We start from the raw sequence: 23246 nt of genomic DNA, 5'->3' as shown, positions 1-23246 counted from the left end.
CAGGGATGGATTACGATTCGGATGGATAGGTCGAGTCGAGACGCTCGAGCAATTGAATCATGCGCTCAAGGCGCGTCTCAATCCGATGGAGCAGATAGAGCGAGACGACGATCGGGAAGCCGAGATTCGAGATGAGTTCGGGCCAGCTCATGTGCCCACCCGCTCATCGGACAAGGCTCCGGCGGAACGCTTTAATACACGCATCAGGGGTTCCTCCAATTAGAACGTCACGTGGAACTCACGCGACACGACGTATGCGGCGGATTCGACCGCAAGAAGCGGGATCAACAGATCACCGAACTGCTTGATCTCCTCGGTCTCCATCCGCGCACCGAGTGGACCGAACCGGACGAGCTGACGCTTTTCTTTGCCGTCAACGAGCCGCTTCGTGTCGAGATAAAAGACGCTTGCGTATTCTCGATACACTGCCATATGTCTCACCTCCTTCGCCCCTATTAACCGAAGTTGGTGAATGTTTGCTCATATTTAGTTGTTACCTTTTTGTAACGACTATAGACCCATTCTGAATGAAGGCGCATTCATCGTCTCGAATCGGCTTTATTCCTTGAATTTACATACCAATTAGGGTATCTTAATAGGCGTCAACCGAATTTTGAAAACACGCCTAAAGTCCCACGAATTCATTTCCCCACTTTGAAAAAACTGACAGTTAATTACTTGAAAATGGGGTACTATACGGAGGAGGGCATTTTCGAAATGACCAGTTTGACTTGAAGAAGGAGATACTCTAGATGAACAGCTTAGACTTCGCACTCAACACTTCTATTCCTTCCGCTCAACTCGACTTCGACCATACCGACCTGACGTTTTACGCGACCGACTGGGATGATTATCGCCCTGAAAACGCGAAGCCGTTCCTGTACAACGAACGCCCATTGACCGTCTATCCACTAAAAGAACTGAGCCGTGCGTTTCATGTCGCCGGGATTCCCCGTAGCCAGCAACAGCTGATCAAATGGGAAACCGACGGCGTCTTGCCACCGACCCCGTTCACGATGGGACGCAAGCGCTTCTATACGGAAAATCAGATTCGGACTATCGTCGACATCGCATTGGAATGCGGACTACGGCCCCGGACACACGTCAAAAAGACGAACTTCTCCGAGTTGGCCCATAAAGAATTGGCGTACATACTCCAGTTAGAATTAAAAACCAAACTGCCGCATGAATGAGCGGACATGAGACAGCCCTTCCTGACGATTCAGGAAGGGCTGTTTTTGGATGGACGAGGGGCGATGGCGCTCAAATACAAATCAAGCGATGTTTCGACCTCTGTAGCGACCAGATTGATAAAGTCGTTGTACATTTCTGTCGTATGCGCCCGATCTCGCGCATTGTAATAACTCAGGCGATTTTCGACTTTGATGACGACAGGCGGATAACCGGACTTCATCAACTCCAAATTGAGCAATAACCGAGACGTACGACCATTTCCATCAATGAACGGATGAATCCCCACGAACTTAGCATGCAATAAAGCACCCCGTTCAACTGGATGCATCGTATTCGTCTCTGTTTCATACCAATTTATCAGCTGCTCCATCTGTTCTTGAATGAGATAAGGAGGCGGCGGCACATGAGCGACTCCGGCAATAAACACTTGCTGATCCCGATAGACGCCTGCATACGCATCATCAATGCCTTTCAAGACGAGACGGTGCAAATTTTTAATTTGCCACTCCGTCAGCGGCTCTTCACGTCGAACAATTTCTTCGACGTAGGAAATGGCATCTTGGTGGTTGATCACTTCTAGATGTTCTCGCATCGTCTTCCCGCCAACCGTTATACCTTCCAACACCACTTTGGTCTCGTTGATTGTCAACGTATTTCCTTCAATGGCATTCGAGTTATATGTCCATTCTAAAAAGAGTTTTGCTCTCAAACTTTGAAGCGTATATGTCGGCAGCGGTCGGCTTTGATCTAGTTGCTCTTTTTTATTCGTCAGTTGCTCAAACATATAGCCCGCTTCCTTTCTTAAAGTGTTAGTGATTCTATTATACGCTTGTTACCCAGAGCAAGTCGATTTCGATGGAACGCCCCAATTCATGACACATGCGAAAAAGCACGATATCTCAATTCCCACAGACGGGTTATGCATCGTGCTTTATTTTTTATAACTTCTCTCGTGCCGCTTCGGGGATGTCCGCGACCGACACTTCGTCGTATGACGTAACCTCATCTTTATTTTTGACGTACAACTTCAAGTACGCCCCGTTCCGAAGTTCTTTCGCCGCTGTAACGTGACCGCTTGTGGGTCCCCGTCCTTCGTCAGCGCTTCCGTCGAGTAGACGTAGCGGCGGACGACGTCACCCGAGTCGAGTGTCGTCTCTTCCACTTCCGTGACCTCCCCGACTTGCACGTAGACATGATCCTTCCCAATCCGTTGCCAATCGATATTGACGAGCCCAATGATGACGACGATGAGCGCGAGGCTCGCGATGATTCCTTTTTTCATGATGTTCTCTCCTTCATATCACTTGTTTCGTGAACCGTCGTACGGTCAACACGTAGTAGAGCGCATAAATCGCGCTGTATACACCCATCCAGACGAGCACCGGCACCGTGAAATCCATCGCCAGCAATCGTGAGAATGCGACGAGGGCGACCGAGGCGTGCACGATCCCGAGTGAGAACGGCGCCCGGAACACAACGGCAATCTGTTGACGGATCGTCCGTTTCACATCCCGCTTCGAGATCCCGACTTTCCGCAACACCGCGTATTTGGCCCTGTCCTCCTCGGCCTCGGTCATCGTCTTGAAATAAATGATGCTGCCGGTGGCGACGAGGAAGACGAGTCCGAGGAAACTGCCCACGAACAACAGCGCGCCGTGCACGATCATCGCCTCGCTATACAACGCCGTCGCGCTCGAGAAGTTCGCCTCAATCGACAACGACTCGGATAAGGCGGTCTGCTCTTTATAATCGGCGACCGAGACGGCCTGATACGCCAACGCCTCTCCCGGCAGTGCCGTAAACACGTCGTCCGGCGTGACGAGCAGCAAGCCACCGAACGTCATGACGTTGAGCGGTGTCTTCTCATAACGGGAGGCGACTTCAGGTGTCACGCCATCAAGCTCGACCGCGGTCACGTTTTCTGAGAACCGCTCGTCATAGAACGGGTCAATCAAATAGACCTGGTCAGAGGCTAGCGTTTCAGGTGTATCCCAGCCCATGTCGGACGCGACGTCACGGAACGTCGACTCGTCGATGACGCCATATTCACGTTCTCCCATCTCTCCAGCGACACGGATCGACTTCTAGGGGATTAGCAAGCAAAGGGAGACCCAGCAGCGGCAAAGTCGCGATGCGCCTCCCTGCTTGCCCCAGAAAAGCGAGTCGTATCTGGGCGGACAAACAAAAACCGCAGACATTTGATATGTCTACGGTCCATTCAGAAGGATCCGCTCAACGGAGCGAATCCTTTTTCGTTGTGTCATAATCCTCAATCCACGTCTCGAGCTCGTCAACCGGGAGCGGACGTGAGAACAAGTAGCCTTGCATCTCGTCACAACCGAGCGAACGGAGCGTGTCGAGCTGTTCCGGTGTCTCGATGCCTTCGCACACCGTCTTCAATTCGAGCCCACGAGCGAGCTCGATGATTGACTGGACGATGACGTTTCCGGTCGGGTCGTTGTCCGTCACTTGGATGAACTGACGATCAATTTTGATCTCGTGGATCGGATAGTGCTTCAAATAGACGAACGCCGAGAATCCGGTCCCAAAGTCGTCAATCGAGATCGAGAAACCTTGTTCCCGGAAGGCGATGAAGCGTTCGATGACGTGCTGTTGATTCTCCATCCCGACGCTCTCGGTGATCTCGAACGTCAAATAGTTCGGACAGACGTCCATCTCTTTGACGATTTGGCCCAACTTCTCGACGACCCCGTCCGATAGAAAATGACGAGCCGACAAGTTCAGTGCGAGTTGATACATCCGTCCCGAGGCGTGCCACGTTTTCAACTGACGGCATGCCTCGGCGAGTGCCCATTCCTCGAGGGCGATGATGACGCCCGTCGACTCGGCGATCGGGATGAAGTCGAGCGGTGGGATCAACCCGTGTTTCGGATGAATCCAACGCATCAATCCTTCAAATCCATTCAGTTTTCCGGTCGCCGCTTCGATCTTCGGCTGATAATAGAGTGTGAACTCGTTCAAGGCGAGCCCTTTACGGAGGTTCATCTCAAGCGTCAGGCGTGCCGCCGCTTTCTCGCTCATCTCCTCTTCGTAAAAAGCGATTCCTCCACGCTGCACGTGACGCTCATTGGCCGTGATCCGAGTCGTATCCATCATCTCGAGCGTCGAACGTGACTTGTCCTCGATCGAGATAAAGGCGCTCATCGTCAAGACGACATCGAGTTCCCCGACTGCGAACGGCTCGTTCGTCACCGTCTCGCAAATCAAATCGGCGTATCCTTTGACTTTGATTCGGTCCCCGTAAGGCGTCCATAGCAAGAAACCGGATTGAGAAATCCGCGCCAAGAGCGAGACGTCGACGACTTGCTGGATTCGTTCTGACAGTTCGATGACGATCTCGTCTGCCCGTTGGATACCGATCGCCGTCTCGACGGAGCGGAACTCGTCCGCCCGCAAATAAATCAATGACCCGAGCTGATGCGGCGTCTGTTCCCGGAGCGCGTCCACCCGTTCGATGAAGCCGTTCAAGTTCATGAGTCCGGTCTGTTCATCCGTATAGGCGAGCTTGGCGAGATGGTCGTCGATCTCTTGGCGGTCGAGCCGGAGATAAAGGATGGCGATAAAATCGGACAGCGTGCTGACAATCAATTCCTCGATAAACGTCCATTGCCGCGGCTCAAACGTCTCGCAACAGATGACCCCTTTGGCCCGATTGTTCGCATAGATCGGCGCGTCGAGCATCGAGTACACCCGCTGCCCTTCCACGAAATGTTGTTGGTACAAGTCCTTCACCCACTCATGGGTCCGGACGTTCTCAAACGGCAACACCCGGTTCGTCCGCAGGGCGTCGAAATAGACAGGTGCGTCCCCACGCATGACCGTCAATGCCGGTTCACTCGGGCCACTCTCTTTCGAATAGGCGACTTGGCAACTGATCGATGCGTACGTCTCGTCAAAGTGCCAAATCGAGACCGTATCGACGTTGAGCATATCGGAGACGACTTCGCACATGTAATGAAGCGTCTGTCGCACCGCTTCCTCCGTCACGTCGGGCATCCGGACGAGTTCGAACAGTTTCTCTTGATGTTGTCGGTATGTTTGTGATGAATTGTTCCCCTCGTTCATAAGTCCCCTACTCTCGTTCAAACGTTTTGCATTCATGATAGCACGAAAAGATATATAAATAGGTTTCCAAAATTCAACAGAAAGTCAATTTTCGATTACCCTGTTTCTTTAGTACTTCTTCTTCGTCCACGCCCAAAATTATTGACCTTATTTTCAACGGAATCCACTGATTGAGCCATTTCCACCATTGCTTGCCGTATGTGTAAACCCTACAATAAACTTGTATCGTTTTACCTGTCGATAATTGTCAATTGAAATTGAAGAGAAGGAAGTGACCCCATGTCCCCTAAGTCCGGCCTCATGTACTCATTCGCAGCCATCGCCGCCGTAAGCATCATCGCCCAGGCCGACGAAGTCGCAGCAGCCAGCACACACGTCGTCCGTGCCGGTGACACACTTTGGTCGATCAGCCAAACACATAACGTGTCGGTCGCCCAGTTGAAAGCAAGCAACAACTTAAGCTCTGACCGTCTCGCCATCGGCCAAACGCTCAAATTGAGCGGGAGCGCCCCGAGCACATTAAAACCCGCCGCTACAACGGCGACGTCAAGTTCGACGCAAGTGACGACAGACGCCTTGAACATGCGCCTCGCCGCAGGCACATGGCATAAAGTGCTCGTCACGATCCCGAAAGGCCAGGCGCTCAAGCCGATTAAAACGAGCGGTGCCTGGACGAAAGTCAGCTATGGCGGAAAGACCGGGTGGGTACATAACGGCTACTTGACGACCGCATCCGTCAAACCGGCCACACCGAGCACAACGACTCCAGCCACACCGTCTACACCGGTCACATCAAGCGATGCTACCGTGACGACAGCCGACTTGAACATGCGCCGCGCCGCAGGGACGTGGCACGACGTACTCGTCACCATCCCGAAAGGCCAAGCGCTCACACCGATCAAAACGAGCGGCACTTGGACGAAAGTCAGCTATGCCGGGAAGACCGGTTGGGTACATAACGGCTACTTGACGAATTCATCCGTCAAACCGACTACTCCAACGACGCCGAGCCAACCGGTCGCACCGTCGAAGCCGGCCATCAAAGAAGAGAGCATCAACCAGTCTTACGTCACGACGGCGAATTTGAACGTCCGTCAAGGCCCAGGGATCGGTTACGCCCTCGTCACGAACATCCCGAACGGCACGACCGTCAAAGCGACGAAACAGAGCGGCACGTGGGTGTACGTCACGTATAACGGCAAGAGCGGTTACGTTAGCACCGGCTACTTGAAACAGACGACGACAGCACCGAGCGCGCCGGTCACTCCGAACGCCGGAGACGGTGGTGCGGGCAACGAATCGTTCGACTATGTCGTCAATACACCATCGCTCAACGTCCGCGCCTCGGCCTCGACAAGCTCTGCCGTCATCGGCAGCGTCACGGCCGGACAGACGCTCCGGGTCGTCCAAACGTCGAACGGCTGGCATCAAATCTATATCGGCAACACGACCGGTTTCGTCGCGGCGTCATACGTCAAAGCGGTGCCGAAAGGTTCTACGACGGCACCGTCAGGCTCGTCTGACGGACTAGCGAAGAGTCTTGCCGCCATCGCGGTCGCCAAGAAATATGTCGGCACGCCTTACATCTGGGCGTCCTCGAACCCGGCCAACGGTGGGTTCGACTGCTCTGGACTCATCTATTACGCCTACAATCAGGCAGGCTACAGCGTGCCCCGCACGAACGTCGCCACGTATTGGTCCGGGTCTTATTTCGGGACACAGCTCAGCAAGACGTTCGTCCCGAAAGCAGGCGACCTCGTCTTCTTCGAGAACACGTACACGGCCGGCCCGTCACACATGGGTATCATGATCGATTCGGACACGTTCATCCATGCCGGGACGTACGGACTCGGCTACAACACGATCAGCAAAGAGCCATATTGGAAATCACGCGTCATCGGCTACAAACGACCGTGACCTTCGGCGCATTGGAAGACCCGACCTTTGTCGGGTTTTTTTTCGTGGGGCAGGATTTCCCTCGAAAGACTCGAACACGAAAGATAGAATGGGAAGAGAAAGAAGGAGGTGTCCGATGGGAAATAATCGATTCGCTAAAATTCCGTACCGAACTTACACGATGGCCCTCGCCGTCGCTTGTCTCATCGGCGTATTGTTATTCGGGCTCGGACTGAGCTATTACTGGAAAGAAAAGCACGTCGCCGTCGATGAAACGGTGCGCGACTTGAATCATGCCTCTGACTTGGCCGGGGTCGAGTCGTACCTCGTCTTGCATCACGCGGCCAAACTGTACGAGGCGAACTCCGAGCAACCGACCGCCCTGTTGTCGACCCCGTACCGTGAACGGGCGCTCCAATACAATCTTCAATTGCTCGACGACTTCGAGACCGGGGTCGATGAACGGGAACGGGACGCCCTGCTCCGTTTCTCTGAACAGCTCGAGGACACGTTGAACGAAGACGGGTCGAGCCGATTCGAGTCCGTACCGTTCGACGTCATCGAGTCGATCAATCGGCGCTGGCTCTACCAAGGTCTCGAGCGGACCGCCCAGGCGAACACCGCCTATGAATTGACCGACGCCGTCATGCGGATGCAGATGGCGTTCGTCGAAGGTGTGACGAACCTGCTCGCCGAGACGCCGGACCGAGACCAGCTCGACTTCGAGGTCTCGACGATCGCGAACGAGGCTCGACTGATCGAAGACATCGTCGCGACCGATCCGTCGCTGAAAACCAAATCGGTCGAAGACTTGATCGAGAGCGCGCTCGCCCTCGGACGTGTGACGGCCGCCAATTCGACACTCGAGGCCCGTTACGTCAACGGGACGAGCTTCTATGAGGATTCACACGCCGCCCTTCAAACCGTGCGGTCGACGGCAGATGACACGCTCATGGCCGAGCGTGACCGTTACGGTACGCTCGCCATCGCCGCCCTTCTCATCACGATTCTGTTGTCGGCCGGGCTCCTGCTCGCCCTATGCTACACACGCAAGATGTATGCCCACGACTTGGCGCACTTGAAGGCCCGTGCCCTCGCCATCGACCCGAGCACGGAACCGGTCGCGGAATCGTTCCCGCCGAACCATGACTTCCGCGGCATCGAGGACGAACTCCGAGAGATTGCCGTCAGTGTCCACTCGACGGTGCACACGCTCGAGACACAATCGGACGACCTGCTCCGGTATCACGAGCGCTGGTCGTCGCTCTTCTCCGAGACGGGACTCGCCATCGCCTTGATCGATGACACGTACGACTTCATCGAACGAAACGATGTGTTCCGCCAGTTCTTTGGGGAACGCAACTTGTATGAGATCAACCAACTATTCACCGACACGGGACGCCGCCTGTTGCGCGAGGCGCTCGCCGGGGTGACGGAGAACGGGACGAGCGCGCAGTTCATCTTGCACTTGAAAGGTGAGCATGTCCGCTTCTTGAACGTCAAAATCATCCCGCTCAAGCGCGGCGAGACGCTCACGTATTACCTCATCCTCGAAGATGAGACCGAGCGCGTCGAGCGTGAGCGCAAAGTCGACCGGCTCGTCCGCTTCGACCTCGCCACCGAGCTCTATAACGAGTACGGTTTCCTCCGCGCGTGGGAGAAACAAGACATCGACGGCACGTTCCTGTTGATCAAACTGAACGACTTCCACCACCTCGTCGACTGGTATGACCCGACGTATGCCGACCTGCTCATGACCGAGTTCGCCCGACACGTCGAGGACCGGCTCGAGAAGTACGCGCACCACTTGTTCGGCCGCTACCGTGACGATACGCTCATGCTGTATGTGAAAGGGCTCCGTAACGTCGACGAGACCGAGTTGCTGGAGCTGTTCCCGACCGAGCTGTTGATCAACCAGAAACGCCAGACCGTGCATCTTCAAATCGGGGCGACCCATACGACGCCGAACTACAACGACTGCCTGTTCGAGGCGACGAAGGCGCTCCAACACGCCAAAGAGACGCGGACGCCTTTCGTCTGGTACGACTCGAGCATCCTCGCCCAGCTCCAATGGGCCGCCTTGATTGAACAGGCGCTACCGGAGGCGATCGAACAAGGTCATATCACCGTCGCCTATCAACCGCAAGTCGAGTTGAAGACGGGCCGTGTCGTCGGGGCCGAGGCGCTCGCGCGCTGGCAACACCCAGACATCGGCTACGTGCCGCCGAATGAGTTCGTCCGCATCGCCGAACGGTCCGATCAAATCCTTTGGTTATCGCATTCGATCCTTGATTTGGTCGTGCAACAGCTCGTTTCCTGGCGCGATACCCCGTTCGCCGACATCTCGTTGTCGTACAACTTGTCGGCCCATTCCGTCGACCCGTCGATCGTCACGAAGCTGCGTGACTTGGTGGAGACGTATCCATGGCTCCCGGATCGGTTGAAAATCGAGCTGACCGAGTCGGCCGACATCATGTCACACACGAACGAGCTCGAGCGGCTCGAAGATATCGCCGACCTCGGCTATTGCCTGTCGATCGACGATTTCGGTACCGGCTACGCCTCGTTCGAAGCGATTTGGCACTTGCCGATCCAAGAAGTGAAGATCGACCGCATGTACGTCAGCGGAAAAGCGAAGGACAGCACGTCGTTCCTCCGCGCAGTCTCCCGCTTCGCGAGCGAACAAGAACTGACCTCGCTCGCTGAGGGGATCGAGACGAAGCAAGACTTGGACCGCATCCTCGCCGAAGGCGTCGAGCTTGGCCAAGGTTATTACTACGCCCCGGCCCTCGACACGATTGCGTTCGAGGCGTGGGTAAATGAAAAAAGAGGCCGTCTCACTTAAGTGAGGGCCCCGCTCGACCGGCTGACACATGTCAGCCGGTTTTTCGTTTGATGAGATTAAAGACGAGCTTCAGCACGATCAACAGTCCGATGACAGGCAGGATGACGGGCAGCGAACCGCGCGGCAATAAGCCGAACACGATGAACACCGTCATCCCGATGGCGAAGAACAGCTTGACGCCCCGCTCGTGTCCCTCGAACTTCTCCCAGCGCCAGACGAGAAGCAGTAACGTCAGCGGCGCGAACAAAAACGTCAAGAAGAAGAACGGCATATGACGTGTGTACCAGGGTTGGGTCATTTCAATCGTACCTCCTCATACAACGCTTCCGTCGCTTCGTTCGACTCAACGTTCACGTAGATCGGCTTGCCGCTCCAGTCGATGCGAACGGCGGCCTCGATATCCCGGTCGAGGAAGACGAGCACGTCCTCCCCGCCTGTCGTCCGGAAGTGACCGGTCAAGCGTGAGCCGACGGCGGCACCGTTCGTCCGGCGGTCAAGGCTCGGCCGATACGTCAACGTGACGGTTTCGATGTCATCGTACGGAATCGTCTCGCCGTAACTGCCCTCGATGACGAGCGCCGAGTCGGTGAACGTCACCTCGGTCGGTTGGTTGAACCAGAACAAGAGACCTCCGACAAAACCCAAGATGAGCGTCAAGACGAGGACGAGCGGGATGAGCCGTTTTTTGCCGCCGGGACGAAGTTTCCCGCGCTCATCAAAAATATTCCCGTCATACTTTTGGCTGCGCCAAAGCGTGACGACGACGAGCAAGACGATGAGCAGGAAGAACGGCTCGAGCGGGATGTCGAGACCAGACATGTCGATGGCGGCGATGACGAGAAAGATGCTTGCGATGCCGTAACACATGAAGCCGAGCAATCGTGCCACCGCCTTGATGTCCACACGCGCCTTGTCCTCACGCTTCATCGTGTTATATCCCGAGATGAGGAAATGCCAGCCCAAGCGATGGACGGCAAATCCGAGCAAGAATAAAATGAGTGCTGCAATCACGAGTCCCCACATAGAGGTGTCCCCCTTTCTACTATAGTGTACGAGAAAAACGGGCCGAATGTTTCAAAATCATAAGGCGTGCCAATGACTTGGACGATATTTTATACTGGAGTCAGAACGCTCAAGGAGGAATTCGATGTATCGGACAAAAGCAGACTTTCTACAAGATTGGACCAAGTCCTCGACCGGCACGCTCGACGTGCTTCGCGCCGTCACCGACGAGGCGCTCGGCCAGGAGATTGTTCCCGGTCATAACTCACTCGGCTGGATCGGTTGGCACGTGACGACCGCGCTCGGTTATTTCACGAACTTGCTCGGCTTCCGGCTGTCGGCCCTGAAGAGTTTGACACAACCGACCGACGCGGCACTGATCGCCGATCAATATGCGCGTTACGCCGATGAGATCGCGAAGGCGGCCGAACAGTTCTCGGACGAGTACCTGCTCGAAGAAGTCGACGTCCACGGCGCGAAGCAACCGCGCGGTGCCGTCTTGCGCATGATGATCGACCATCAGACGCACCACCGCGGCCAAATGACGGTGCTCCTCCGTCAAGCCGGACTCACGGTCCCTGGCGTCATGGGCCCGACGAAAGAACAGATGAAGGCGTGAAAAAAGGCGAGGCCCCGCGGGGTCTCGCCTCTCGTCACATCGATGACGGCGTATTCGCCTTGTTTTGCATCCGGCCAATCCCTTCGTATTGGACAGTACCCGGGTCGCGTGCATATTTCCATGCGTTACGAGCGTCAATCAACCGTTTTGTCCGCATCCCATCGAACGCTTCCGGCTTCAAGTTGACGAGCTCGTCCCATTCCGTGACGAGGATGGCGACGTCCGCTCCTTTGAGCGCCGCCTCGACCGTCATCGCCTGTGGATAATCCCACTTGGCGAGCGGATCGTAGCCGATGATGTCGATTTCACGCAGCGCCAAGTGGCGAGCGAGCGTGACCGACGGTGCGTCACGCATATCGTCCGTGCCCGGTTTGAAGGCGAGACCGAGGAAGGCGACCTTGAGGCCGCTCTTATGCTCGACTTTCGAGGCGACGTAACCCATCTGGGCGTCGTTCGAGTGCATGGCGGCACTGATGACCGGCAAGTCGAGCTCGTTCTCGTGGGCGACGTTCAAGAGCGCGTGCATGTCTTTCGGGAAGCACGAGCCCCCGTAACCGAGGCCGGCGTTCAAGAACGAACGTCCGATGCGCGGGTCGAGACCCATCCCGTCGGCAATCGTCGTGATGTCCGCCCCGGCCTTGTCGGCGAGACGTGCCAAGTCGTTGATGAAACTGATTTTCGTGGCGAGAAACGCGTTCGAGGCGTACTTGATGAACTCCGCGTCAATCGGCGACGTGCAGACGAGCGGGACGCCGAGGCGTCCATAGATGCCTGCGAGTTCCTCGCACATCTCGAGGTTGTCACTGCCGATGACGACACGGTGCGGTTTCAACACGTCGGCGAGCGCGCGCCCTTCTTGGAGAAACTCGGGGACGATGGCGAACGTGTGGGCCGGGTACATGATCGACAGCATGTCGGTCGTCCCCGGTGGCACGGTGCTGCGGATGATGATCTTTTGTTTCGACTTCACCTCGGACAAGGCCGCGTCGACGAACGTCAAGTCACAGCTGCCGTCGCTCTTGCTCGGCGTACCGACCGCAAGGATGAGGTAGTCGACCGTTTCTGTGTCGGCGATCGAGTCTGTGAACGTGATCGAGCCGGGATAGTCACGTAACACGTCTGCCATGCCCGGCTCGTGGAACGGGACGTCCCCGCTCATGAGACGAAGCAGTCTCGGTTGATCTTTCTCGACACCGATGACCTCATGCCCCGCTTTCGCCAGTCCGCACAGGGTGGCCAGTCCGACATAGCCAAGGCCGATGATTCCAAATTTCACGATAGTTCCTCCTTCAATAGTCTTCTCCTAACAGTAACGAAAAGCGGCGAGCAAGGGAAGGCTCTAACACTCTGTGAATATTCTCTGCTATAATGAGTCAAAATGAGGCTAGAAAGGAATAACCGCATGGGATTGCTCGCTTTCTTTTTGATTTCGCTGTTCGTGTTCTACTGGTTTCCTATTCGAGGTGGACTCAAGACTTTCCTGCTTATCTTGATCATGATCAGCGGATGGCTGTCGATTTTCGAGCTCGTCGCGATCATTGAAGCCCGTCCATGGGTCGCTGCCCCGGTCCTCGCGCTCATCGGTTTGTTCGTTTGGAAGTGGCGCAAAGACAGACAAAAGAAACAAAACAAGCAACAAAGCATTTGACAGCGTCGAGTGCTTTTTTCAGTTGCCACATAACTTTTTAAGAATGATGGGAAAGTATTTTTTTGATGCTATCATACTTGCATCGCACCGTTTTTTTGAAAATAAGGGGAGACTATTATGACTTTTTACGGGCTCGACATCGCACCTTGGATCGAACCACTGGCCCAGTTCGTGTTTTGGTATCCGTTCTTCATGGCGCTGTTTTGGATCTCGGGCGCCCTCTTGTTCAGCTTGACGCGAGAGAAAGAGGAAGAACTCGACTTGAACGAGCGGGAATGGCCGCTCATCAGCATCTTGATTCCTTGTTATAACGAAGAAGAGACGATCGCCGAGACGATCGAGTACTTGGACCGCCTCACGTATCCGAACTTTGAGATTATCGCCGTCAACGATGGCAGCCGCGATAAGACCGGCGACATTCTCGTCGGGCTCGCCGACGACTACGAGCGTTTGCGCGTCATCGACTGTCACGAGAACCGGGGCAAGGCGAACGCGTTACATATGGCCGCCCACGCCGCCCGCTCCGAGTATTTGCTATGCGTCGACTCGGACGCGTTCCTGAGCGAAGAGGCACCGTACTATCTCGTCCGTCACTTCTTGAACCGCGGCGAACGCGTCGGGGCCGTCACCGGCAACCCGCGCATCCGTAACCGCGACACGCTCCTCAGCCGGATGCAACTCGTCGAATACTCGTCGATCATCGGCTCGATTAAACGCACACAGCGCGTCATGGGGAAAATCATGACCGTCTCCGGCGTCATCGTCATGTTCCGGAAGAAAGCATTGCTGTCGGTCGGGCTCTGGGACCGCGACATGATCACGGAAGACATCGCCGTCTCGTGGAAGCTCCAGAAGAACTTCTGGGACATCCGCTACGAGCCGCGCGCCCTCTGCTGGATGCTTGTCCCGGAGTCGATCTCTGGTATTTGGAAACAGCGCGTGCGCTGGTCGCAAGGCGGACAGGAAGTCGTCTTGCGTCACTTTGACATCTTCAAAGACTGGCGCCAGCGACGGATTTGGCCCGTCTATATCGAACAGGTCATCAGCGTCCTCTGGGCGTATGCATGGCTCATCGTCACGGTGTATCTGTTCGTGACGGCCGACACGTGGCAGGACATGTTGATTTGGTTCACATACAACTCGTTCGCGCTCGTCCTCGTCAGCCACGTCCAGCTCATCATCTCGCTCTGGAACGACGCCCGTTATGATAAAGTGTTCAAATATTACCTCTGGGCCGCTTGGTATCCGGTCATCTACTGGATGCTCAACACGTTCGTCGTCATCGCGGCGACGCCAAAAGCGATCAAGGCCCGTGTGAAAGGAGGTTATGCGACATGGACTTCACCAGACCGGGGGACACGGAGAAGCAGCCTGTAAGTGAGTTATATGATTACGAGCAAGAGATTCTCGTCAAGACGAAACAGAACGTGTTCCGCAAAGGGATCGAGCTGTTGCTCACGGTCGTGTTCTGGTTCTACACGTTCATCGTCACGTGGTTCTTCTTGAGCGCCGTCGTCGACGTGAACGACCGTTATATCGCCGTCCTCAAGACCGCGATGAACGTCACGAACGCCGACATCCGCGAACTGCTCTACTTCGGACTCGTCTCGTCGTTCGTCGCCGCCCTATTGCTCTTCCTTTGGCGGACGTACAACAAGCGCAAGTACGGCCCGCTCAACCGCCGCCAGATGCCGACAGACACGACGCTCGACGATTGGCTCAAGCTCGACTTGATGGAACCGGAAGATATCGCTCGACTTCAATCGGATAAGGTCATCGTGTTCACCGAAAATCCAGTGAAAGAGTTGAAATGATGCGCTACTTCAAATGGATATTCGCGCTCCTATTGATTGGGGGCATCGCTTGGAAAGTGTACGACGTGTCCTCGACGACACATGAGGACGTGCCCGATGCGGCGCTCCTCCCGACCGAGGACGTCTGTCTCGGGCTCAACTATCACCGGGTCAAACGACCGAACACGTGGAACAAGCTCGTCGAGAACGTGACCGGCTCGTCCGAACTTGTCCGCTATAACGTCTACGCCGACGAGTTCGAACAGCAGATGACGTGGCTCCAAGAGGAAGGCGTTCACTTCGCGACACAGGACGACTTGCTCGGCTATCGCGCCGGTGAGCCGATTCCGGACAAATGCGTGTGGATCTCGTTCGATGATGTCGACCATACCGTCTACGAGAACGCGTTCCCGATTTTACAAGCCAAGCAAATCCCGTTCACGCTGTTCATCATCACCGGTCACGTCGGCGAGGCGTTCCAAAACTTGGACCTCGCCCCGTGGACCGAATTGAAGGACATGCAGGCGAGCGGACTCGCCGACTTCGGGACACATACGCATGACATGCATTATGTCAAAGACGGAGGCGCCGTGTTCTTGCCGGAAGATATGCAAGACGAGCTCCGGCAAGATTTGGAGACAAGTGTCGCCGCCATCGAGAAGAATCTCGGGACGCGCGTCACGACGATCGCCTATCCGTTCGGCAACACGAGCGACGCCGTGACCGAGACGGTGCAAGACCTCGGCTTCGAACAGGCGTTCATCTTGAGCCCAAATCCGATCACGCCGGACAACGACCCGTTCTATTCGAACCGGTACTTGCTCGATGCCGAACTGTTCGAGCTGTTCGTCAAACCGTATTTCGAGAATTGATGATGCACCCCCTCGTCACTGACGAGGGGTTATTTTTAGTCTTCCGGTACCTCGACTTCGTCGCCCGCTTCGATGGTGCCGTTCATGATGTGTTCCATTTCCTCCAAACTGAACGCGTCCACGAGCTGGATACCGTCGACATACACCGTCGGCACGTACTTGACACCAAAGTCGCGCGTGAACAGCCGTGAGTTCTGGATGCCGATATCGACGTGGTTCTCAAGCAGTTCGTCCACATTCAGGTTGAACTCAGAGGCGATTTTTTGGACATGGGCTTCCGTCCCGAAGCCGTCCGACCCCGAGTCGTGTCCGATGGCGCGCTGCACTTCATAGTAGCGGTCCGGGATGAGCCGTTCCACGTTATAATCCACGTTCGCGAGCAGTTGCGACTGTTCGTTCAACAAGACGAGTGGCTGTCCTTTGAACGTCGCCTCACCCTTGTCAATCCAGCGCTCCTCGATCTCCGGTAGTACCTCTTCCATCCACTTCTTGCACCACGGACAACTGTAGTCGAAGACGAACACGATCTCGTGCTCGCCTTCCCCGAGCGCGACTTTATCCTCGAGCGGTAGCTCGTACTTCGTGTATGTGTACAGTTTCGTCGTGTCGACGGCCTCGCTTTGGCTACAGGCTGCGAGGATGACAATCAAACCTATGAGCAAGAATAGAAATCGTTTCATGTATAAACCTCCATTTGTTCAATAATTCACATATATAGTTATAACACGTCTGCCTGACAGACTCGAGTGACGTTCTGATGAAGATTGCCTGAGCTAATGAAAAAGAAGCGCCCCGACTTTAGTCAGAATCGCTCCATCACGACAAATTCGTTCTTTTGACCGACGTCCACGAATCCGTGCCGGACGTAAAATGCAACCGCCCGCTCGTTCGTCGCCTCTACGTTCAAGCGAATCCTCCGCTTACCAATCCGTCTTACTTCTTTAAACAGCACCTCGAGCAATGTGTGTCCGCTCCTTGGCGGGGCCTCCGGCAGTACGCAAATATGACTAATGAATACGATGTCCGTGTCCATGTAAGCCGAGAGCAATCCTACGAGCCGTCCATCTTCCCACAATTCGAATGACGTCGCCCTGTGTTGAAGCTTCGAAGCGTAGTCAAACAAGTCGACCCGGTCAGACAGTTTCGTCGGGAACAAGCCGTCACACGCCTTGAGATGGGCCACGTAGTCTTCGACCGACCCGCGACCGAGCGTGATCATACGTCCTCCAACACGGCGACGCCGAACCCGTCCCGTCCGAACGCGTTTCCATTATAGAGAAGGTAATGACGTCCTTTCATCTCGAACACGTGCGGATAACATTCCATGTCGGCGTCCCAGCCATTTACGCTCCGCTCGAACCCGAGCGCCGCGTCATCCCGCGTCCAATCGACGAGGTCGTCCGAGTAGGCATACCCGAGTCGATAGCCGCGCGCCGGGTCGGTCCGGAAGCCGAACGTGTCTCGGAAGCAGAACACCATGTGATAGCGTCCGTCCGTCTCGAACACTGTCGGAAGTGCCTGGCTCTCGTTTCGGATGGCGTCTGGTACGACACGACCATGGCGCGTGAACGTCTGCCCGTCCTCGGATGTGGCGAGGGCGATTTTATATGTCCGCTCCGCCACGCCGTCCGGGCCTTCCCGCCACGTCGTCCCGTAAATGTAATACATATATTGTTGTTCGCGGGTGACGACGAACGGATCCCCGACGAGGAACGGTTCGTCCACACTTGCCGACAGAATCGGTCCGTCACCGAGCCGTTCGAACGTGACACCATTATCGTGGCTGACCGACAACCCGATCCCTGTCTCGACTGATACCGACTGGCGTCGGCTCCATCCGCTCGTGAAGCCGTACAAAGCATCGTTCGTTCGAGTGACATGGAACGGGAAGATGCCGTCCTCATCAAACGTGCCGAGCTTGCCGAGCGGGATGACGGGTTCGGTCGAGACGCGAATCACGTCGAACGTGTGCGTCATGTCGACGTAGCGGATGTGGCTCTTGAACATGTCTCCGTCTGGTTCCCGCGTCGAGAAATAGATGCGGACGAAATCGTCGAAGACGAGCGCCTGCGGGGACTGGGCGAACGCCGAGTAGTCCCCGAAGAAACCATACGGTTTAGGGTCGAAGATGTGTCCGAGCTTCTTCCATCTCATGTCGTCTCCTCCTTCCGTTCGGCGATGCCGAACCCGGCCCGCCCGACCTCATTGCCGAGATAGAGCAAATAACGTTTCCCGTTCAGCGTGAACGTGTGCGGATAGGCGACCATCTCATCGTCGAATCCCGTTTCCGCTCGCGTGAACTTCATGACTGTATCGTCCCGGGTCCAATGAAGGAGGTCCGGCGACGATGCGTAACCGAGACGATACGTCCGTTCCGGGTTCTTCCGATAATCGGTCGCCTCCCGATAACAGAAAAACATATGGTAGCGCCCGTCCTCATAAAACACGTCCGGGCTTGCCTGCGCCTCGTCGGGAAGCACGCTGTCAATCAAGTCGCGGTGCTGTTTCGTCCAGGTCACGCCATCTGTTGACGTAGCGAGCCGAATCTTATACACCGGCTCTGGTCGGTCCCCGTCCATGATCCATTCGCGCCCGGCGATATAGAACAAGTACCACGTGTCACCGAAACGTCGAATTTTCGGACCGCTCAAAATGAACGGTTCATCGAGCGTGTACGACAGAATCGGTCCCGTCCCGACGCGTTCGAACGTCTTGCCCCCGTCCTGGCTGATTGCTTTGCCGATGTTGACGTTGAACGGGACCGACACGGTGCGCGTCCACCCCCCGTAATAGGCGTGCACCTCGTCACCGACATCAATCACCGTGAACGGATAGATGCCGAACTCGTCGAACGTCCCGCGTTCACCGAGCTCAAGCACTGGTCGCTCGCTCACTCGGAGGATGGAGAAATCGTCCTTGTCGACGTCGACATAGCCGCTGTAACTGACGTAGCGTCCGTCGACCGGCTTTGGTCGACAGCTGAAGTAGATGCGCAAATACGTGTCGCGTTCGAGAACACATGGTCCTTGCGCGAATGCGTCCATCCAGTCAAGTGCCGCATCGCGTTCAGGACTGAATAAGAGGCGGCGATTGATCCATTCAAATGACGTGTTGATCGTTTTCATAGATTTCTCCCTTTCCCCGCAGAAGCTTTTTAATTTTTCGCTTACACTTGTCTACAACTTTCATACGAGCGTGTACGCGTTAAGAAGTTCACGAACTTTCGCCTTCGAATTGAACATAAGGACGTCAATCATCGATAAGTCAGGAACGAATGGGTTATTGAATTGACGATATTCGACAGGCTCCATTTTAATAAAATTTAGGGGTACACCCGCACCAGCGAACGTTTCTTTATGGTAGAGCGATTGACCGCCAATCGCGTTAATGTAATGTCCCGCATGCAAGTGTCGACACATCTCAATGACCAAACTCTCACACTTTAATGACCGATCGTAGTCAAGCGATGAAGAGACCAAAAATTCGGTTTGTAGACCTACGTAGTCACGAATCTCGGTCAATAATGTCTCAAGATAAACGGCGACGTTCTGTTCCTCATCCTGCATGATGCGCTCAAGCATTGGCATGACGTCCGCATAAAATGGGGCATGTTGATACGCATGACGCAACAATCTTAGTTGGTAGCGATCATGTACCGAATCGAGAATCCGGGCATGTTCGCGGATGTGACGATGCTGCGTCATGTGATCGATTTTTATATGAATTGGTTTGGTATGTCCTTCAAGTAAAATCCGATTTCGATGAATCCACCCTTTCTTAATGAACTGAACATCGTCAAATATCACAAATTTATCCACGGCACCCATCAGTTGAAAGTAACCCAGATAGGGGAAGTAATAGGGTTGCATAATTGCCAACTTCAATTTTGCCACCTGCCTTTAGTTTATTGTTAGCTCCCGGGCTCGAATTAACCATTCCGTCAAAATGGGATGCCGTACCATCATGTAAGGTCGTATTCGTTCTCTGCCGACGAAACGTTCGAGGTACCGATCATAACGGGGCGATTTTAATGCATCGTAGTCTCGTCTGAGACGATGTAGTCCCACTTCGAATGAGATGCGGGACACCTCCATCTCCTGATGAAATCTTTTGCCCGTGTACGCGTCGAACTCGTCGAGAAACTGTAGGAACGCCTCGATTCGTTCGATTCCTCGAGCCCGATCTGTCTCATTCCAAATCGTCGTGACAGAGCCGGCCACACCGTAGCGGTACACGCTCATCACTTCTGGAATATAGTAGGCATAACCTTGACTTGCGACGTGGAGTTTAATGGCCCCATCAAATGCAGGTGTCTCACTCAACCAGTCTGTGATAGTCGATGTCGATCCATTGCGGTATAACATCGACATCGTCGGGATGAATCCGAGCAATTGGAGCTCTCCCGCGTGATAGGTCCTCGGTTGGAGGGACGCGTATTTTCTGTTTTCAGGCATCCAAGGGACGACACGCCAGTCGGTATGTAGGATGCCGTCCGTTTCTACGTTTGAGTCATGAAAACAAAGCGTACACTCTGGATGGGACTCCATATAGTCGACTTGCTTTTGTAATTTTTTCGGGTCCGTCCAGTAGTCATCTCCGTCACAGAGTGCAATGTATTTACCGCGTGCCCTTTCGTCATTTAACAGGTTAACGAACACACCTTTGGAATATTGATTTTCCGTCTGATAGATCACACGGATTTTATCGGGATACTTTGTCTCATAACTTCGAACAATATCCGCTGTGCGATCCGTCGACGCATCCTCGTGAATCAATATCTCCACTTCGAAATTCGTCTCTTGCATCAAAAAGCCTTCAATCGCTTTGGCGATATACGACTCGTGATTGTACGTGATGCAATTGATACTGACCATGACCATGCCATTCTCCTCCTTTGATTAGCACACCTCAGCGATGTGACATTTGAATTCCACCCATACGAGTTAAAATGTGTGGCGAATGGACAAAATATAGATTTTGACTTGAGTGAACGTTTGTCGAACCAATCGCTTTTCACTCGGGTCAAACCCGATTCCCCACATGATGAGCATATAGACGAGCATCAACACGAAACCCTTCAAGGCGAGTTCGAGCAAGTTCGTGGCCGGGAATAGCTGGTGGATGCCCCAGCCGAAGACTGTGTACATCACGATTCCAGGGAGCAACTTGACGTGACAGCGTTTGAAAAAATCAACGACATCTAATCCGAGGACTCGTTGATAGATCACGTTCATATAGAAGACAAGCCCGACCGTATTGCCGATACAAATCGCCATGGCCGCACCAATCGGACCATATATCGGTATGAGCAACGGTGATAACGTCATACTGATGGCAGCGACAATGATTGAGGCATATGAACGGTATTTTACTTTGTTCTCAGCAATCAGCGTCGTGTTACCTATGTCTTGCGTCAACGTGATCAAGCTCGGAGCAATCAACAGCAGGGCGATATAGTATGAGTCGTGAAATTCGTTGCCGACCCATAATCCCATAAACTCTTTTCCTAGAATGAAAAACGTGCTGACGATCAACCCCACGATGAACAGTTGGATGCGTCCGATGCGAACGAACAACACCCCGATTTCGCCTCGTTCGTCTCGCGACAACAGCCGACTCACTTTCGGTAAAAATAAGAACCCTAGCGAAGAGGCAATCGTCCAGACATACCCTTCAATCACCATCCCGACCGAGAATAAGGCAATCGAGGCGCTGCCAGCCAAAATCCCGAGCAGACTCGGGGTAATGTTCAATACGAAACGTTGCGCGACGAGTGTGACCGTACTCCACGAAGTGAACGAGAAAATCTCCTTGTAAATCGCCTTGTCATGACCCCGGAATTGCGGTCGCATCGCTGTTCGTTTTCGTATAATCATGTATTCGATGAACAAAATGAAACTTCCTACGAACGCATGAACGATGACAAGCGCATACAAGCCGTATCCGAACAATAGGGCGATGACCATAAGTAGAACGGTGAACACTTTCTCTAGCAATTGTAAGAAGTTCGCTTGGATAAATAACTCGTGAGACACGAGAATCCCCGAGAACGGCTTCAGTGGAAACGAGACGACAATGTAGAAGCCAGCGATCACATATAGGATACGAAGCTTATCGAGCTCATCTGCCGTAAGTCCCCCGTAAATCGTATCAATCAAAAAGTAGACAATCGATAAAATTACGAAGAGCGTGAACGCAATCACTGCGAATAGCTTGTAAGCAACACCTAGAAATCGGGCCGCCTGATCTTTGTCTCCTTCCGACATAAATTTACTCAAAAATCGTGACACCGCAGCATCGAGACCGAAATCCATCGCAAACATACTGACGAGTGAGAGCGTGAGCATGTATAGGCCGTAGTTGGCTTGGCCAATCTCACTAATCATCCACGGCGTATAAATCAAACCCGAGAGGATACTAAAGAAAATCGTCGCATACGACATGGCCGCGCCATACTTGATTTTGCGAGTACTCGCCACCTCATCGAAATCGTCATGTGCCGACATGTTTGACTCACCTCGTTTCCTTGCACTGAATTCAGATGTCCTCAGATGTTTCGATCGCTAAAATCATACCTGTTGATTTCTTGTTCAACCGGTTCAGAGAGAAGCAGAATGAAACGATGGTCCCTTGCTTAAAGCTTGTCAGTAACTTCTTTGTTTCTTACGAAGCATCGATGTTGGATTGCCTTGAAACGGTTCCATGGTGACAGCAGTCGCCGAAGTGATACCGTCTCGTCGCAACACTTTCCCAATCGTTCGCCAAATAATGGTCCAGTCCCCGCGCCACGTGACACGGTCAACATACGCTACATCGAGCGCAAAACGTTCTGTCCAGGACAGACGGTTCCGTCCACTCACTTGGGCCAGTCCCGTCAATCCTGGTCGTACGTCGTGACGTCGCCGTTGAACGTCGTCATAGAGAGGTAAGTATTCGACAAGGAGTGGCCGAGGTCCGACGAGTGCCATCTCGCCTTTAATGATATTAAGGAGACTCGGTAACTCATCGAGGCTGAGCGAGCGGAGCAGTTTTCCGAAACGGGTCAGACGTAGTTCATCAGGGAGCAGACGACCAGCCTCATCACGTTCATCTGTCATCGTACGAAATTTATACAGATAAAAGATGACCCCGTCTTTTCCAGGCCGAGCTTGCCGAAACAAGACGGAAGGACCTAAGTTGATTCGTACGAGAACCGCAATTCCTAAAAGCAACGGACTGAGCAACAATAACGTCACACTTGCGATCAGCACATCTTGCGGATACTTCACATATCGCGCATACATGAGATTCC

General features: G+C 54.0%; 25 protein-coding genes. 8 read left to right on the top strand and 17 right to left on the bottom strand.

The features are described from left to right. Nucleotides 1-10: 10 nt before the first annotated feature. Nucleotides 11-151 (bottom strand): YvrJ family protein, encoded by a 141-nt coding sequence (locus KNP78_RS08235; protein WP_016510821.1) that lies wholly within the window; start codon nt 149-151, stop codon nt 11-13. Nucleotides 152-219: 68 nt separating this feature from the next. Further along, on the bottom strand, nt 220-432 hold the full coding sequence (locus tag KNP78_RS08230; RefSeq protein WP_029594867.1) for a hypothetical protein: 213 nt from the start codon (nt 430-432) through the stop codon (nt 220-222). Nucleotides 433-752: 320 nt separating this feature from the next. Here KNP78_RS08230 and KNP78_RS08225 point away from each other — a divergent pair, with 320 nt between their 5' ends. After that, nucleotides 753-1193: a MerR family transcriptional regulator gene (locus KNP78_RS08225; RefSeq protein WP_034778934.1), complete on the top strand. Its 441-nt coding sequence runs from the start codon at nt 753-755 to the stop codon at nt 1191-1193. 29 nt (nt 1194-1222) lie between these two features. Here the strand turns inward: KNP78_RS08225 and KNP78_RS08220 are convergent, their stop codons facing one another. The 4 genes from KNP78_RS08220 to KNP78_RS08205 form a co-directional block, all read right to left on the bottom strand. Further along, the gene (locus tag KNP78_RS08220; RefSeq protein WP_214823628.1) at nt 1223-1978 is read right to left on the bottom strand and encodes a Fic family protein; all 756 of its coding nucleotides are present in this window, start codon (nt 1976-1978) and stop codon (nt 1223-1225) included. 243 nt (nt 1979-2221) lie between these two features. Beyond that, nucleotides 2222-2476, bottom strand: coding sequence for a DUF1093 domain-containing protein (locus KNP78_RS08215; protein WP_371819204.1), 255 nt, complete (start codon nt 2474-2476; stop codon nt 2222-2224). Nucleotides 2477-2489: 13 nt separating this feature from the next. Then, nucleotides 2490-3254, bottom strand: coding sequence for an FtsX-like permease family protein (locus KNP78_RS08210; protein ID WP_214823627.1), 765 nt, complete (start codon nt 3252-3254; stop codon nt 2490-2492). A 172-nt stretch (nt 3255-3426) separates the two neighbouring features. Then, nucleotides 3427-5280, bottom strand: coding sequence for a sensor domain-containing phosphodiesterase (locus KNP78_RS08205; RefSeq protein WP_214823626.1), 1854 nt, complete (start codon nt 5278-5280; stop codon nt 3427-3429). Between the two features lie 279 nt (nt 5281-5559). Between KNP78_RS08205 and KNP78_RS08200 the strand changes: the two genes are divergently transcribed. Further along, nucleotides 5560-7197: a C40 family peptidase gene (locus KNP78_RS08200; RefSeq protein ID WP_251128501.1), complete on the top strand. Its 1638-nt coding sequence runs from the start codon at nt 5560-5562 to the stop codon at nt 7195-7197. Between the two features lie 115 nt (nt 7198-7312). After that, nucleotides 7313-10021: an EAL domain-containing protein gene (locus KNP78_RS08195; protein WP_214823625.1), complete on the top strand. Its 2709-nt coding sequence runs from the start codon at nt 7313-7315 to the stop codon at nt 10019-10021. A 31-nt stretch (nt 10022-10052) separates the two neighbouring features. On the opposite strand, the gene KNP78_RS08190 is transcribed toward KNP78_RS08195, so the two are convergent. Together KNP78_RS08190 and KNP78_RS08185 are read right to left on the bottom strand one after the other, a co-directional pair. Further along, on the bottom strand, nt 10053-10319 hold the full coding sequence (locus KNP78_RS08190) for a hypothetical protein (protein WP_214823624.1): 267 nt from the start codon (nt 10317-10319) through the stop codon (nt 10053-10055). Further along, entirely contained in the window at nt 10316-11044 is a 729-nt protein-coding gene (locus tag KNP78_RS08185) for a DUF3784 domain-containing protein (RefSeq protein WP_214796838.1), read from the bottom strand. The genes KNP78_RS08190 and KNP78_RS08185 overlap by 4 nt, the downstream gene beginning before the upstream one ends. 124 nt (nt 11045-11168) lie before the next feature. Between KNP78_RS08185 and KNP78_RS08180 the strand changes: the two genes are divergently transcribed. Next, nucleotides 11169-11642 carry a DinB family protein gene (locus KNP78_RS08180; protein WP_058764471.1) on the top strand — a complete coding sequence of 158 codons (474 nt, stop codon included), beginning with the start codon at nt 11169-11171 and terminating at the stop codon, nt 11640-11642. Between the two features lie 34 nt (nt 11643-11676). Here the strand turns inward: KNP78_RS08180 and KNP78_RS08175 are convergent, their stop codons facing one another. Next, a complete protein-coding gene (locus KNP78_RS08175) occupies nt 11677-12918 on the bottom strand; it encodes a UDP-glucose dehydrogenase family protein (protein WP_214823623.1) in 1242 nt (413 codons plus the stop codon). 126 nt (nt 12919-13044) lie between these two features. On the opposite strand from KNP78_RS08175, the gene KNP78_RS08170 reads away from it, so the two are divergent. The 4 genes from KNP78_RS08170 (at nt 13045) to KNP78_RS08155 (ending at nt 15955) form a co-directional block, all read left to right on the top strand. Next, nucleotides 13045-13290, top strand: coding sequence for a hypothetical protein (locus KNP78_RS08170; RefSeq protein ID WP_034778963.1), 246 nt, complete (start codon nt 13045-13047; stop codon nt 13288-13290). A gap of 117 nt (nt 13291-13407) precedes the next feature. After that, nucleotides 13408-14667 carry a poly-beta-1,6-N-acetyl-D-glucosamine synthase gene (gene pgaC, locus KNP78_RS08165; protein ID WP_214823622.1) on the top strand — a complete coding sequence of 420 codons (1260 nt, stop codon included), beginning with the start codon at nt 13408-13410 and terminating at the stop codon, nt 14665-14667. Continuing rightward, the gene (gene pgaD, locus KNP78_RS08160; protein ID WP_214823621.1) at nt 14625-15104 is read left to right on the top strand and encodes a poly-beta-1,6-N-acetyl-D-glucosamine biosynthesis protein PgaD; all 480 of its coding nucleotides are present in this window, start codon (nt 14625-14627) and stop codon (nt 15102-15104) included. Before pgaC ends, pgaD begins: the two co-directional genes overlap by 43 nt. Further along, a complete protein-coding gene (locus KNP78_RS08155) occupies nt 15104-15955 on the top strand; it encodes a polysaccharide deacetylase family protein (protein WP_214823620.1) in 852 nt (283 codons plus the stop codon). The genes pgaD and KNP78_RS08155 overlap by 1 nt, the downstream gene beginning before the upstream one ends. Before the next feature lie 35 nt (nt 15956-15990). Here the strand turns inward: KNP78_RS08155 and KNP78_RS08150 are convergent, their stop codons facing one another. The 8 genes from KNP78_RS08150 to KNP78_RS08115 all read right to left on the bottom strand — a co-directional run bounded on the left by KNP78_RS08150 (nt 15991) and on the right by KNP78_RS08115 (nt 23238). Beyond that, on the bottom strand, nt 15991-16635 hold the full coding sequence (locus tag KNP78_RS08150; RefSeq protein WP_214823619.1) for a thioredoxin domain-containing protein: 645 nt from the start codon (nt 16633-16635) through the stop codon (nt 15991-15993). A 122-nt stretch (nt 16636-16757) separates the two neighbouring features. Further along, entirely contained in the window at nt 16758-17174 is a 417-nt protein-coding gene (locus KNP78_RS08145; RefSeq protein ID WP_214823618.1) for a GNAT family N-acetyltransferase, read from the bottom strand. Further along, complete coding sequence (locus tag KNP78_RS08140) at nt 17171-18109, bottom strand: glycoside hydrolase family protein (protein WP_214823617.1); 939 nt, start codon at nt 18107-18109, stop codon at nt 17171-17173. Before KNP78_RS08140 ends, KNP78_RS08145 begins: the two co-directional genes overlap by 4 nt. Then, entirely contained in the window at nt 18106-19080 is a 975-nt protein-coding gene (locus KNP78_RS08135) for a glycoside hydrolase family protein (protein ID WP_214823616.1), read from the bottom strand. The genes KNP78_RS08140 and KNP78_RS08135 overlap by 4 nt, the downstream gene beginning before the upstream one ends. Before the next feature lie 60 nt (nt 19081-19140). Further along, on the bottom strand, nt 19141-19824 hold the full coding sequence (locus tag KNP78_RS08130) for a WbqC family protein (RefSeq protein ID WP_214823728.1): 684 nt from the start codon (nt 19822-19824) through the stop codon (nt 19141-19143). A 30-nt stretch (nt 19825-19854) separates the two neighbouring features. Next, nucleotides 19855-20835: a glycosyltransferase gene (locus KNP78_RS08125; RefSeq protein WP_214823615.1), complete on the bottom strand. Its 981-nt coding sequence runs from the start codon at nt 20833-20835 to the stop codon at nt 19855-19857. A 63-nt stretch (nt 20836-20898) separates the two neighbouring features. Then, nucleotides 20899-22461, bottom strand: coding sequence for an oligosaccharide flippase family protein (locus tag KNP78_RS08120; protein WP_214823614.1), 1563 nt, complete (start codon nt 22459-22461; stop codon nt 20899-20901). A 138-nt stretch (nt 22462-22599) separates the two neighbouring features. Beyond that, on the bottom strand, nt 22600-23238 hold the full coding sequence (locus tag KNP78_RS08115; RefSeq protein ID WP_214823613.1) for a sugar transferase: 639 nt from the start codon (nt 23236-23238) through the stop codon (nt 22600-22602). Nucleotides 23239-23246 lie beyond the last annotated feature (8 nt).

Source organism: Exiguobacterium sp. s28 (genome assembly GCF_018618135.1).
Taxonomy (GTDB): Bacteria; Bacillota; Bacilli; order Exiguobacteriales; family Exiguobacteriaceae; genus Exiguobacterium; species Exiguobacterium mexicanum_A.
Note: the sequence above shows the minus strand (reverse complement) of the source record. Positions and strands in the feature narration are given on the sequence as shown.